This window comes from Ruegeria sp. G7 (genome assembly GCF_056535465.1).
Genome location: NZ_JBQFIL010000001.1, coordinates 959,508 through 972,349 on the forward strand (window position 1 = coordinate 959,508; position 12,842 = coordinate 972,349).

12 protein-coding genes are annotated in these 12,842 nt (G+C 60.2%); 6 read left to right on the top strand and 6 right to left on the bottom strand.

Going from position 1 to position 12,842, the window contains the following annotated elements; all coding sequences use genetic code 11:
* Positions 1-28 precede the first annotated feature (28 nt).
* From ACR3EN_RS04865 to ACR3EN_RS04875, 3 genes are all read right to left on the bottom strand, one after another.
* The gene (locus ACR3EN_RS04865; RefSeq protein ID WP_480522169.1) at positions 29-817 is read right to left on the bottom strand and encodes an ATP-binding cassette domain-containing protein; all 789 of its coding nucleotides are present in this window, start codon (positions 815-817) and stop codon (positions 29-31) included.
* 1 nt (position 818) lies between these two features.
* Entirely contained in the window at positions 819-1,943 is a 1,125-nt protein-coding gene (locus ACR3EN_RS04870; protein WP_480522168.1) for an ABC transporter permease, read from the bottom strand.
* 86 nt (positions 1,944-2,029) lie between these two features.
* Positions 2,030-2,980, bottom strand: coding sequence for a sugar ABC transporter substrate-binding protein (locus tag ACR3EN_RS04875; RefSeq protein WP_480530105.1), 951 nt, complete (start codon positions 2,978-2,980; stop codon positions 2,030-2,032).
* 188 nt (positions 2,981-3,168) lie between these two features.
* Here ACR3EN_RS04875 and ACR3EN_RS04880 point away from each other — a divergent pair, with 188 nt between their 5' ends.
* Positions 3,169-4,173, top strand: coding sequence for a LacI family DNA-binding transcriptional regulator (locus ACR3EN_RS04880; RefSeq protein ID WP_480870919.1), 1,005 nt, complete (start codon positions 3,169-3,171; stop codon positions 4,171-4,173).
* Here ACR3EN_RS04880 and ACR3EN_RS04885 read toward each other — a convergent pair.
* Genes ACR3EN_RS04885 through ACR3EN_RS04895 form a run of 3 tightly spaced genes read right to left on the bottom strand, consistent with a single transcriptional unit; the run spans position 4,170 to position 7,333 of the window.
* Entirely contained in the window at positions 4,170-5,303 is a 1,134-nt protein-coding gene (locus tag ACR3EN_RS04885) for a Gfo/Idh/MocA family protein (protein ID WP_480824106.1), read from the bottom strand. The two genes, ACR3EN_RS04880 and ACR3EN_RS04885, sit on opposite strands and share 4 nt — an antisense overlap.
* A gap of 13 nt (positions 5,304-5,316) precedes the next feature.
* Entirely contained in the window at positions 5,317-6,210 is an 894-nt protein-coding gene (locus ACR3EN_RS04890) for a TIM barrel protein (RefSeq protein ID WP_480824104.1), read from the bottom strand.
* Positions 6,211-6,229: 19 nt separating this feature from the next.
* A complete protein-coding gene (locus ACR3EN_RS04895; protein WP_480824102.1) occupies positions 6,230-7,333 on the bottom strand; it encodes a Gfo/Idh/MocA family protein in 1,104 nt (367 codons plus the stop codon).
* Between the two features lie 129 nt (positions 7,334-7,462).
* Between ACR3EN_RS04895 and iolD the strand changes: the two genes are divergently transcribed.
* Genes iolD through ACR3EN_RS04920 form a run of 5 tightly spaced genes read left to right on the top strand, consistent with a single transcriptional unit; the run spans position 7,463 to position 12,841 of the window.
* Entirely contained in the window at positions 7,463-9,331 is a 1,869-nt protein-coding gene (iolD, locus tag ACR3EN_RS04900) for a 3D-(3,5/4)-trihydroxycyclohexane-1,2-dione acylhydrolase (decyclizing) (protein WP_480824100.1), read from the top strand.
* A complete protein-coding gene (locus ACR3EN_RS04905; RefSeq protein WP_480824098.1) occupies positions 9,331-10,170 on the top strand; it encodes a phytanoyl-CoA dioxygenase family protein in 840 nt (279 codons plus the stop codon). Before iolD ends, ACR3EN_RS04905 begins: the two co-directional genes overlap by 1 nt.
* Positions 10,167-11,144 carry a 5-dehydro-2-deoxygluconokinase gene (gene iolC, locus ACR3EN_RS04910; protein ID WP_480824096.1) on the top strand — a complete coding sequence of 326 codons (978 nt, stop codon included), beginning with the start codon at positions 10,167-10,169 and terminating at the stop codon, positions 11,142-11,144. The genes ACR3EN_RS04905 and iolC overlap by 4 nt, the downstream gene beginning before the upstream one ends.
* Positions 11,145-11,156: 12 nt before the next feature.
* Positions 11,157-12,014, top strand: a complete 858-nt coding sequence (locus ACR3EN_RS04915; protein WP_480824094.1) for a 5-deoxy-glucuronate isomerase — start codon at positions 11,157-11,159, stop codon at positions 12,012-12,014.
* Positions 12,011-12,841, top strand: coding sequence for a class II fructose-bisphosphate aldolase (locus ACR3EN_RS04920; protein WP_480824092.1), 831 nt, complete (start codon positions 12,011-12,013; stop codon positions 12,839-12,841). The genes ACR3EN_RS04915 and ACR3EN_RS04920 overlap by 4 nt, the downstream gene beginning before the upstream one ends.
* The last annotated feature ends 1 nt before the right edge of the window (position 12,842 follow it).

Genomic DNA, 12,842 nt, shown 5'->3' on the forward strand with positions numbered 1-12,842 from the left:
CCAAAGCCGTCGGCGGGGTGTGATAGGATCAGACGGTGCCGCCAAGGCTGCCCTCAAGCTCGACCATTTCCTGACCACCGGCCATCAGGTCCTGCAGCTCTTCGGGGGTGATCTGGCCACGCTGTGCCGTGCCCAGCGTCTGACCACGGTTGAGCACCGTAAAACGATCCCCCACCGCCAGCGCATGGCGAACGTTATGGGTAATAAAAACGACCGCAATGCCCTGCTTGCGCACCTTGTCGATGGTGGCCAGCACGTTGGCCGTCTGACGTACACCAAGCGCCGAGGTCGGTTCGTCCAGGATCAGAACCTTGGCCCCGAAGTGAACTGCGCGCGCGATGGCGACGGTCTGGCGTTCACCGCCCGATAAGGTGCCGACCGCCTGATCGGGACCGCGCAGGTTGATACCCATCTTCTTCATTTCTTCCATCGTGACGGTATTGGCATAATCATGATCGAAGAAATTGATCGGACCAATCTTCTTCACAGGCTCATTCCCCATGAAGAAATTGCGCGACACGGACATCAAAGGGATCATCGCCAGATGCTGGTGCACCGTCGCAATCCCGGCCTCGATCGCATCGCGCGGATCGGTGAAGTGCATGGGTTTGCCTTCAAACAGGATCTCTCCGTGCGTGGGTTGATGCACGCCCGACATGGTTTTGATGAAGGTCGACTTGCCCGCGCCGTTGTCGCCAAGAAGACAGTGGCATTCACCGGGGAACACATCCACCGAGACCCCCGCCAGCGCGATCACGCTGCCGAAATGCTTTTCGATGTTCTTCATCTGGATAATGGGTGCATGTTCGGGATTCATATCAACGCTCCCCTGTGATGATGCGGCGGATATAGGTGTTGAGGATTACCGCCCCCAGCAGGATTACGCCCAAAAAGACCCTAAACAACGAGCTTTCGACGCCCGCAAAGAACAGACCCTGCTGCACCACGCCAAAGATCAGCGCGCCCAGCGCCGCCCCCAGAACCGAGCCGTAGCCTCCGGTCAGAAGCGCGCCGCCGATGACCACGGCAATGATCGCCTCGAACTCTTTCAGCAGACCCCGGTCGGCGCCCGCCGATCCGAACTCCATCACCTGACACACGGCGAAGACGGTGGCGCAGAAGGCGGTGAACATGAACATCAGAATCTTGACCCGGTTCACAGGTACACCTGAGTTGCGCGCTGCCTCGGCATCCCCGCCCGAGGCAAAAATCCAGTTACCGAACCGTGTCTTGGTCAGCAGCACATGACCAAAGATGATCAACCCGATGGCCCAGACGATCAGCATGGGTACACCGTCCACAACCGGCTGACCGGCGCGGGTGCCGCGTTCGAACACAGCGATGATCCCGGCGTCGCCCAGCCATTGGAACAGGCCTTGCAGGATTTTGCCGCCGAAGATCGGAGCCAGCCAATCGCCTTCGGCCGCGTCCTTAACACCGCCAATGATGGTTTTGCGCTCGATCACCTGCGGCAGGAAGATGGTGAAGCCGCGAAGGATGAACAGGAAGGCCAGCGTCACGATGAAGCTGGGCAGCCCGGTCCGAACCACGATCCAGCCATTCAGCGCTCCGATGGCGACGGCCATGGCGAAGGTGACAATGATTGCCATCCATACCGGCCAGCTGAGCGTGACTGAAAAGATTGCGATCATCATGCCGGAAAAGCCGATCATTGATCCGACGGACAGGTCGAACTCACCTGCGATCATCAGAAGGCACGCGCCGACCGCGATGATCATGAACTGCGCCGAGACAACCGACCAGTTCATCATCCCTTGGGCGTTGAACATGCCGCTGTCGAAGGCGAATAGCAGGAAGAAGGTAAAGACCGCAACGGTACCGACCATCCCGCCCAGTTCAGGCCGGATCAAGGCCTTGCGCAAGGGCGAGATCTCTTTGATCCGTTCGTCGGTTAACGTCGTGTTTTGAGCAGACTCGCCCATGAGAGCGCTCCTCCGATAAAAACAGTGATTTGCGTCAGAAAACTGTCAGCGGGCGCCCCTTTGGCAGGGCACCCGCGTTGCAAGAATTAGCGGTACTCGCCAGCGAATTCTTCGATCTTGGTCAGGCCGTCTGCGGTCACGAATCCGGGGCCCGAGTTGATGTTGTTGCCGGGCAGAACGCCGTAACGGTGGTAGTTCGCCATCACAACAACCGGCAGATAGGCCTGCAGGAAGGGCTGCTGGTCGATACCCCACTGGATTACGCCGGATTTGATGCCTTTGACGATCTCGCCACCCAGATCGAAGGTGCCGAAATAGATGTCACCGGCCATGCCGTTTTCTTCCAGCGCCAGAATGGTCGGGTCAGCCGAGGTCGGGCCAAGCGTTAGAACCGCCTCGGTATCCGGGTTGGCCGACAGATAGGCCAGCACGCGGTTCTTGATCTCGGCGGGGTCCTGACCGGCATCGATCATCTGATCACCCAGTTCGATGCCCAGACCATCCGCAAAGCCCTGGCAGCGTTCCTGGCTGGACGGCTGCACGATATAGTGGTTCACGCACAGGAACGAGCCGATGCCGTCACCCTTGGCCCGCTGGCCCGCCGCAAAACCGGCGTCATATTCGGGCTGACCCACATACATCAGCGCGCCCACTTCACGGGCCTGATCCGGTGTGCCGGTGTTCATGATGATCACGTCCACACCCGCATCCACAGCAGATTTGATCGGGCCGCTCAGCACATCATAATCCGCCAGCGTTGTGATGATCCCGTTGGGGCCCGAAGCCGCCGCCTGATCGATGATCCGCGCCATGTCGGCCAGGTCACCAGTGGGCGGATTGCGATATTCAACCTCGACACCCATCTGCTCGCCCGCAAGCGCGATACCGTTCTTGATCGTGTTCCACCAGCTGTCGCTATCGGGGGCGTGGCTGACCAGAATGTACTTCTCGCCCTCCGCCGCAACGCTTGTGGCTGCGATCAGCGGCGTCGCAGCGACCACCGCCGCCAGCGCCAGCTTCTTCGTCAGTGATGTCATGATGTCCTCCCAAAAACTCATGTTATCGCGGATTGAGGCTGTCCTTCGCACCTCTCCGAGTCGTGTTAGAGCACATCCGTCAAAATTTTGCAACCGGTTGCAAAAGATATTGAACCTGTTTCATACTGTAACTGCCCGAGATTAAGGGTAAGAGGGCTATCACCAAACGCGGGAAGGTCAGGCGGATCATGGCTGTCACATTGAAAGAGGTTGCAGAACGCGCGGGTGTATCCCGGTCTGCCGTGTCGCGCACTTTCACGGACGGGGCCTCGGTATCCGACAAGATGCGCCGCAAGGTCGAGAAGGCCGCGCGGGAATTGGGATACAGTCCAAACGCGCTGGCCTCGTCGCTGACGACAGGGCGCACCAAGCTGATCGGACTGGTATCGAACAACTTTCACAACCCCATCTTTCTTGAGGTCTTCGACCTTTTCACCCGAGGTCTGCAGGATCGCGGTCTGCGCCCCTTGCTGGTGAACCTCACCGATGAGGTTGAGCCCGAAAATTCGGTTCGGATGCTGCGTCAGTATTCGGTTGATGGCGTGGTCGTGGCATCCTCGACCCTGCCGCCGGGCTTTGCCAAGGCATTCCGCGATGCGGGCGTGCCGGTGGTGCACAGCTTTGGCCGGTCATCATCGTCGCCGCAGGTGCATGTGGTTGGAATCGACAACGTGGAATGCGGGCGCATGGCCGCTCGTGAACTGGTCGCGCGCGACTATAGCAAAGTGGCCTTTCTGGGCGGGCCCGAAGCCGCAACATCAACGCAGGATCGCCATGCGGGTTTCATGTCGGAGATGTCGCTGCACCCTGCGATCACTGTGACCTGCTCTTTCGCCGAGGCTTACTCGTTCGACGCGGGCCGACGGGAAATGCTGCGCCTGCTGCAATCCGAACGGGCCGAGGCCTATTTCTGCGGCGACGATGTGCTGTCCATCGGTGTCCTGTCGGCGGTATTGGACAGCGGCCTGAACGTGCCTGACGATATCGGCATCATCGGTCTGAACGATATGGAGATGGCCCGGTGGGAGAACATCGACCTCACCACCATTCATCAGCCGATCAGACAGATCGTCAGCTCTTCGATTGAGCTTATGGTGGCGACCCTGCAGGAATCCGACCGCTATCCCGAGGCGCGCATTTTCCCCTGCTCGGTGGTGGAACGGGGCACATTGCGCCCCGTGCCTGAAGGTTAACGGAACATCGGCGGACGGGCATCCATCCACGCGCTGCCCTGCTTGGCAGACGCAACCGCAGTGTGCACCGCAGCCATCGACCGCACTCCGTCTGCTGCATTGGGCAACCCGTCGCGGAGTTCTCCGGCAATCGCATCGGCCAGATCGCAGTAGATATTCGCAACCGCCAGCGGGAACCCCTCGGGATGCGCAATCGCCACGCGGCTGAGACGTTGCGCATCTTCATGCAACCCGCCCTCACCCTTTTCGATGATCTGCAAGCGCCCACCGACGGGCGTATAGATCAACTGGTTCGGCTGCTCGGACGCCCAGCGCAGGCCGCCGGTTTCTCCGAACACCTGAATGTCGAACCCATGTTGGCGACCGATGGCCACCGAGGACGTCCAGAGCCTCCCAACCGCGCCCTTTGCGGTTCGGAAGTTGACCATGGCGTCATCTTCCAACTCGCGACTGCCAATGGTCGATGCGAAATCGGCAGACAGGGTTTCGACCTCATCATCCGCAATGAACCCCGCCATGTGCATCGCATGGATACCGCAATCGGCGAACTGGCCGGACACGCCCGCCATCGCGGGATCATAGCGCCATCGGACGCGCGGATTGTCCGCGTCGGTGGCGTCGCCGTGATGGCCGTGGCTGAAATTGGTGACGACCAGACGGACCTTGCCGATCTCACCTGCGCGCACCATCGCACGGGCCTGCCGTACCATGGGATAGGCGGAATAGCAGTAGTTGACCGCGCAGATCTTGCCGGATTTCTCGGCGACTTTGACGATCTCTTCGCCCTCCTCCACCGTCATGGTCATCGGCTTTTCACACAGTACATTGAACCCGGCCTCAAGGAAGGCTTTGGTGATCTCGAAATGTGTCGCGTTTGGCGTCGCTACCGTGACCAGATCAATGCGGTCGTCGCGCCCGCGCTCACCTGCCAGCATCTCAGTCCAGTCGCCATAGGCCCGATCTGCCTCGATGCCCAACCGTTGCGCATATTCGCGCCCGATATCGGGTCGGTGATCCAACGCTCCGGCAGTGAGTTCGAAATGCCCGTCTGCCAGTGCGCCCAGACGGTGCGCCGGCCCGATCTGGCTGCCTTCTCCGCCGCCGATCATGCCCCATTTTAACTTGGCCATGCGCTGGACCTCCTTAGCTGAAACCAATGGATTCAAGATATTCACGGTTCTTCCGTGCATCGCCGACCGGGTCGGGATCCAGCGTTGGGTCGCAATCCTGTTCGACCGTGCACCAACCGGTGAATCCTGCATCCAGCAGCACCTGACGCACGGTCGGAAAGTCCACGTCCCCCTCGCCCAGATTGCAGAAGATCCCCTGCCCGCAGGCATCGTAAAAACCTGTCCGATTGGCGATCACATCCGCCTTTACGGTCGGTGAGATATCTTTGAAGTGCATATATGAGATTCGGCCAACATAGCGCTGCATAAAGCTTACCGGGTCAAAGCCAGCATACGAATGATGGCCCGTGTCGAAGCAGATTTTCAGCAGGCTTTCATCCACCTCATCCAGCAGCCGTTCCAACTCGGGCTCAAAATCCATGAAGCCTGCCGCGTGGGCGTGCATGCCCACGGTCAGCCCATACTCCTCAGCCCCAATGCGCGCGCTTTCGGCAAGGCGATCCCGGAAGGCCGTCCATTCGGCCTTGTCCATCTGCTCGGCCTCATCCGCACGGCCAGCGGTCGGCGCGCGACGGGGTGAGATCGCGTCGATCAGCACCAGATGCTGCGCACCATGCGCCTTCAGGGCGCGGGCGGTGCGGTGGGTGGCGTCCAGCACATCCTCCCACGCGTCGGGGTCGTGATAGTTGCGGAACACCACGCCGCCGATCAGTTCCAGATCATGCTCGGCCAGCGCGTCGGCAAGGATCGCGGGGTCTTCGGGCATGAACCCCACCGGGCCCAGTTCGATGCCCTTATACCCGGCCGCAGCGCATTCGCTGAGAACGGATTTCCAATGCGGGTTGCGCGGGTCCTGCGCAAATTCCACGCCCCAGGAACAGGGCGCATTGCCAATTCTGATGCTCATCTTGTCGTGTCTCCGATGCTCAGAAATCTTCGATGTTTTTCCAGCTTTCATCCGCCGACGACGCCAGCGCCGCAGCGACGATCCGGTTGACCTCATGCCCGTCGCGGAAGGTTGGCCAGACCGGCTCACCTGTCTCGATCGCGTGCAGGAAGTCGCGCGCTTCGATAATGATCTGATCCTGATAGCCGGTGCCATGGCCCGGCCCTTGGCAAAACGGCTCATAGTCGGGGTGCGCGGGGCCGGTCAGGATTTTGCGGAAGCCACGTTCAGCCTCGGGACCGTCCATGCGATAGAGCCACAATGCATTCTGATCCTCCTGATCAAAGCGGATCGCACCCTTGGTGCCGCTGATCTCATAGGCGTAGCCCATCTTGCGCCCGGTCGCGATGCGGCTGAAATACATCGACCCCATCGCTCCATTGGCAAAGCGCACCATCATCTGGGCATGATCGTCGTTGTCTACCTCACCGCCCGGGCGGGTTTTGTGTACGGTCTCGACCTCTGCCATTACGCGTTTGATCGGTCCGATCAAAGCCAGCGCGGCATTGATCATATGCGGGGCAAGATCGCCCATCGTCCCGTTTGACATTCCGGTCGTGCGCCAGGTGGCGGGGGCCTGCGGGTCGGCATAGAAATCCTCGGTGTGCTCGCCGCGGAACCATGTGACATCGCCGATCTCTCCGTCCGCGATCAATTGGCGGGCGTATTGGCTGGCGGGCGTGCGGATATAATTGAAGCCGACCATGTTGGCGACACCCGAGGCCTCGGCTGCCTTCACCATGGCATCGCCATCTTCCATCGACGCGCCCAGAGGTTTCTCGCACAGAACCGGCTTGCCCAGTGCGAGAGCCGCCAGAGCGATCTGACGGTGCGTTTCCTGAGGGGTCGCGATCACAATGGCCTCGACCTTGGGATCGTTCACCAGCGCCTGCCAATCGTCGGTCGCGCGAGCGAAACCGTAGGCCTGACGATACCGCTCGGCGCTTTCGGGCGAGGACGCACACACCATCTCCAACCGGGGGCGCAGGCCCGTGTTGAACACGGCACCAACCGAGGTCATGGCAACCGCATGGGCCTTGCCCATATATCCGCCGCCCAGAATGCCAATGCCGATCTCTGCCATTCCGACGCCCTCCTCCGCTTTTTCTTGAAAACCATTTGCAACCGGTTGCAAAACTTGTATCGTGAGAATAGGACTCTCGCAAGCTGCATTCGACACAGCACCGCAATTTTCCTAAAGGAGCCCGCAGACATGCCCGCGCAACACGACACTGTTTACCTGACAACGGCGCAGGCGATCATTCGCTGGCTATCGAACCAGTTCATCGAGATCGACGGGCAGGAATATCGGTTATGTGGCGGCGGTTTCGGGATTTTCGGCCATGGCAATGTGACCTGCCTTGGCGAGGCGCTGAATACGGTGCGGGATGAGCTGCCGCTGTATCGCGGACAGAACGAACAAAGCATGGGGTTCGCCGCTTCGGGCTATGCCAAGCAATGGCTGCGTCAGCGATTCATGTTCTGCACTGCCAGTGCGGGGCCTGGCACTGCGAATCTGCTGACGGCTGCTGGTCTGGCCCATGCCAACCGCCTACCGATGCTGATGCTGTGCGGGGATACCTTCATCACCCGCCTACCCGATCCTGTTCTACAGCAGATGGAGAATTTCAACGATCCGACCTTCGGCCTGAATGACGCGTTCAAGCCGGTCAGCCGCTATTGGGACCGCATCACCCATCCGGCGCAAGTGATCCAATCCCTTCCCGCCGCCATTGCGACGATGCTGGACCCGGGCGATTGCGGACCTGCATTCCTTGGGTTGCCGCAGGATGTGCAGGGCTGGACCTACGACTACCCAGTGAAGTTCTTTGAGAAAAAGGTGCATCGCATTCGCCGCCAGTCGCCCGATGCGGATGAAATTGCAGACGCGGCAAGTGCTCTGGCTGGGGCGAAACGCCCGATGATCATCGCAGGTGGCGGCGTGCAATATTCGCAAGCCGTGGCCGAGCTGACCGATTTTGCCGAAAAGCATCAGATCCCAGTCGTCGAAACCATCGCGGGCCGCGCCAATATGCTGGCGACTCATCCGCTGAATATCGGTCCGATTGGTGTGACCGGATCAGACAGCGCCAACGCCATTGCGGAACAGGCCGATGTGATTGTCGCCATCGGAACGCGCCTGCAGGATTTCACGACCGGGTCGTGGACGGCTTTTGCCAAGGATGCTCAGTTCATCTCGATCAACGCGGCGCGACATGATGCGGGCAAACATATGTCGCTCCCGGTTGTTGGCGATGCCAAGCTGTCAATACAGGCTCTGACACAGGCCGTTGACTACAAAACCCCATCGGATTGGGTTTCACTGGCACAAGACGAGCGGCGCAAGTGGGATGCCTATGTGGCAGAGAATGTCACCTACGGAAACCGTCCGAGTTCGTACGCACAGGCCATAGGCGTAGTGAACGAACTGTGTGACACGCGCGACCGCGTGGTCGCCGCCGCCGGGGGCCTGCCCGCAGAAGTCACCGCCAACTGGCGTACACTGGATATCGGCACGGTCGATGTGGAATTCGGCTTTTCCTGCATGGGCTATGAGATCGCAGGCGCTTGGGGCGCGCGCATTGCCCAATCCGAGCGGGAGCCGGAGAAAGACACCATCACCTTCTGCGGCGACGGCTCTTACCTGATGCTGAATTCAGATATCTATTCCTCGGTTCTGAGCCGCAAGAAGATGATCGTTCTGGTGCTGGACAATGGCGGTTTTGCGGTCATCAACAAGCTGCAGAACAACACGGGCAATGAAAGCTTCAACAACCTGCTGGAGGATTGTCCCACCATCCCCGAAGCCTTTGGCGTCGATTTCGCGGCCCATGCGGCCTCGATGGGAGCCACCAGCGAAAAAGTCGCGAACTCGGCAGAACTGGCCGAAGCGTTCAAGCGCGCCAAGGCCAGCGACAAAACCTATGTGATCGCGATGGATGTGGACGCCTATGAGGGTTGGACAACCGAAGGCCACGCCTGGTGGGAGGTCGGAACCCCCCACACCTCGGCAGATGAGAAGGTCCGCGATGCCCATGTTGAATGGGAATCCACGCGTGAAAAGCAGCGTAAGGGGGTGTGATGAGACGGTTCACAGCAGAAACAGCCGATCCTGACGTCATCGTCGATGAGCTGCTGAACGGCGGCGGTGCGGTTGCCATCTCGGGCCTTTTTACACCTGAAGAGATCGCCGAAGCGCGCGCTACCGTCATGGAGCATTCCGAAGTGGCAGCCGAAAAGGTGACGCATTTTCAAGGAGCCGCCGAAGAGGACGGCAAGCTGAACCTGCAACGCCGGGTCTGGAATCTGCTGGCCAAAGGAGATGTGTTCTCACGCATGGCGGCGCATCCCGTGTTGATGAAAATCCTGCGCAAGTTTCTGGGGACCGAGTTCATCATGGGTTCGATCGCCGCCAATCGCATCCTGCCCGGCGGGCCGGGGCAAGAGCCGCATGTGGATTACCCCTATTGGGATTTTCACAGCCCCGAAACGCATCCTGTTGGCCTGAATGGTTCGTTTCCGATGAACGCGCAGGTCTCGGTCCTGCTGGACCCGTTCACTGAGGAAAGCGGCGCAACCGGTTATGTACCTGGATCGCAGAAGGAACTGCGGTATCCGACGCCGGCAGACAAGTTCTACGACAAGTGCGAACAGATGACCGGAGAGCCGGGCGATGTAGCTCTGTTCTATGGCGTGACGTGGCATTGCGCGATGCCGAACAAGGCAGATCACGACCGCAGCGCGATCCTGATCCAGTACCTGCCCAAATGGGTCAAACCGATGGAGGATATGCCCGCCGCCCTGCCGCAGGATTTCATTGATCAGGCCAGCCCTGACATGCGGCAATTGCTGGGTCTGAACTATCCCTACCCCGAGGTGCTGGACGCCGCGCGGGCAGGCAATACCGAGGGGCGCAAGTGACTCTGATCGATGGAATAAAAGGTAATCGCTTTGCCGTGTTTGGCCGGGCCGGGATGGACATGTTCGCCGATCCGGTCGGGACCAAAAGCGAAGACGCACAGGTGTTTCGTGCCGATCTCGGCGGTTCCAGCGCCAATATCTGTGCAGGGCTGGTCAAGCTGGGGTCGCAAGCGGCGCTGATCACCTCGGTCTCGGACGACGCAGTTGGGCGGTTCTGCGTGAACCGGCTGCAGGATTACGGTGTGGATACCCGTTTCATCCGCGCCGTGGGGGGCGAGGCACGCACCTCGCTCGCCGTTTATGAAAGCTGTATCGAGGATTTCCAGAACGTCATCTATCGCAACGGGGCCGCTGATTTTCAGGTGACCGAGGCGGATATGGACGCGGTCGACTACAGCGCATTCTCGGCCCTGATCACCGCGGGTACGGTGTTTGCGGCGGAGCCTTCCCGCTCGGCCACGTTCCGCGCGTTCGAAAACGCTCGCGCCGCAGGCCTGCCGGTGATCTTCGACATTGATTACCGCCCCTATAGCTGGCCGTCGCCGGACGTCGCCTCAGAAGTTCTGAGCCGCGCCGGCAACGAAAGCGATCTGATCGTCGGCAATGATGAAGAATTCGGATTCATGGCCGGTGGCATCGAAAAGGGCCTGGATAAGGCCCGCGAACTGGCGGCCAACGGCAAAATGGTGATCTACAAGATGGGTCACGAGGGGGCCATCACGCTGGCAGACGGGCAAGAGGTCCGCACAGGCATCTACCCGGTCACCGCCGTGAAGCCCAACGGCGCGGGCGATAGTTTTCTGGCCGGTCTTCTCGCTTCAATCGCTGCCGGGCACGGTTTGCGCGACGCGGTTCTGCGCGGCTCGGCCTGTGCGTCCATCGTCGTGTCGAAACCCGGTTGTGCCGGGGCCATGCCGACCACGCCCGAACTGGACGAATTTCTGGCCCGACACCCGGGCCCCACGGATACCTGAAAGGAGACGCAGATGCATATCGCGCCCCATGACAACCAGAACAAACCCATTGTCGATGCAAACCATGATCTGGTGCCGCTGAACTATTTCAACATCGTCAAACTGAAAAAGGGCGAGGTGTTCGAATATGCCGTGCCGGGCTATGAGACCTGCATCGTGCCCGCCACCGGCACCGTGGATGTCGATGTGGACGGCGCTGCGTTCACCAACCTCGGCAACCGCACCATCGACGTCTGGGATGGTGACCCCGAGGGGGTTTATGTCCCCGTCGGAGCCACCGTACGTATCACCTGCGTGACGGATGAAACCGAAACTTTCATCGCAGGCGCAAAATTCGACCGCGTGCTGGAACCTTTCGACGTCCGCGTGCCCGAGCTGGATCTGGTGCAATACGGCTCGGACGACACCAAGACCCACCGCAAGATCAAACACATTCTGGGCGCGAACCACCACGACAAGGTGGGCCGCTTACTGGTGTCCGAGCTTTATACCGTGGGTCAGGGCGGCTGGTCCGGCTTTCCCAGCCACAAGCATGACACCGACCGCAAAGGTGACGATGGCGAGATGATCGAGACCCGCCATGACGAGACCTACAATTTCCGCTTCCGGCCCAACCATGGCTCGGGCGTTCAGATGCTGCAGCGCGAGGACAACAAGCCGGGCGATGCCTATCACATCATGGACGGCTCAACGATCCTGCTGGACAAGGGCTATCACCCCTGCGCGGTTCTGCCGGGGTATGAGATGTATTATTTCACCATCCTTGGTGGCCTCAGCCAACGCTCGCTCAAGCAGTATTTCCAGCCGACCCATGCGGATCAGTTGCATACCATTCCCGGCATCATGGACATGGTGGCCAAGTTCAAATGAGCCTTGTGACATTATCGGACGTCCTCCAACCCGCGCTGCGTGACGGCTATGCCGTGGCCGGGCTGGTGACGTTGGGCTGGGAAGACATGCGCGCCTATGTGACCGCAGCCGAAGCCGAAGACGTGCCGATCATCCTACAAGCCGGTCCGTCCTGCCGCGAGCACACACCGCTGCCAGTCTTGGGCAAGATGTTCAGGCATCTGGCCGAAGGGGCAAGCGTGCCGGTTGTGGCCCATCTGGATCACGGTTACAGCCATGAGGACTGCCGTATTGCCATCGAGAGCGGCTTTACGTCGGTCATGTTTGACGGCTCGCGCAAACCTCTGACCCAGAACATCTCTGAAACCGCTGCGATTGTCGAAATGGCCCATGCGGCCGGGATTTCCTGCGAGGGAGAGATTGGCTTTGTCGGCTATTCGGGCGGCGAAGGCTCTGATGGCACCGCCCCGGACGAGGCCGCGCAGTTCGCCCGCGAGACGGGCGTGGATGCGATGGCGATCTCGGTTGGCAATGTCCATCTGCAGCAGAACAAGGAAGGCGGGCTGGACGAGGCCCGCATCCGCGCGATCGAGGCCGTCACCGAGGTGCCTTTGGTGATCCACGGCGGATCGGGCGTGCCGGAGGCGCAGCGCACGGCGCTGGCGCGTGGCTCGAAAATCTGCAAGTTCAACATCGGAACCGAGTTGCGAATGGCCTTTGGCCACGCCCTGCGCGCGGCGGTGAATACTGATCCGGACCGGTTCGACCGCGTTCTTATCATGAAAGACACACATGAACCGGTGGTCGAGGCGACGCGCCGGGTTCTTCAAGCCTTCAAGGGGGCATGAC

What these genes read in the sequence shown, in the direction of transcription:
- ACR3EN_RS04920 (WP_480824092.1), top strand. Translation starts at nt 12,011, where the DNA reads ATGAGCCTTGTGACATTATCGGACGTCCTCCAACCCGCGCTGCGTGAC.
- ACR3EN_RS04915 (WP_480824094.1), top strand. Translation starts at nt 11,157, where the DNA reads ATGCATATCGCGCCCCATGACAACCAGAACAAACCCATTGTCGATGCA.
- iolD (WP_480824100.1), top strand. Translation starts at nt 7,463, where the DNA reads ATGCCCGCGCAACACGACACTGTTTACCTGACAACGGCGCAGGCGATC.
- ACR3EN_RS04895 (WP_480824102.1), bottom strand. Translation starts at nt 7,333, where the DNA reads ATGGCAGAGATCGGCATTGGCATTCTGGGCGGCGGATATATGGGCAAG.
- ACR3EN_RS04890 (WP_480824104.1), bottom strand. Translation starts at nt 6,210, where the DNA reads ATGAGCATCAGAATTGGCAATGCGCCCTGTTCCTGGGGCGTGGAATTT.
- ACR3EN_RS04865 (WP_480522169.1), bottom strand. Translation starts at nt 817, where the DNA reads ATGAATCCCGAACATGCACCCATTATCCAGATGAAGAACATCGAAAAG.
- ACR3EN_RS04905 (WP_480824098.1), top strand. Translation starts at nt 9,331, where the DNA reads ATGAGACGGTTCACAGCAGAAACAGCCGATCCTGACGTCATCGTCGAT.
- ACR3EN_RS04870 (WP_480522168.1), bottom strand. Translation starts at nt 1,943, where the DNA reads ATGGGCGAGTCTGCTCAAAACACGACGTTAACCGACGAACGGATCAAA.
- ACR3EN_RS04885 (WP_480824106.1), bottom strand. Translation starts at nt 5,303, where the DNA reads ATGGCCAAGTTAAAATGGGGCATGATCGGCGGCGGAGAAGGCAGCCAG.
- ACR3EN_RS04880 (WP_480870919.1), top strand. Translation starts at nt 3,169, where the DNA reads ATGGCTGTCACATTGAAAGAGGTTGCAGAACGCGCGGGTGTATCCCGG.
- ACR3EN_RS04875 (WP_480530105.1), bottom strand. Translation starts at nt 2,980, where the DNA reads ATGACATCACTGACGAAGAAGCTGGCGCTGGCGGCGGTGGTCGCTGCG.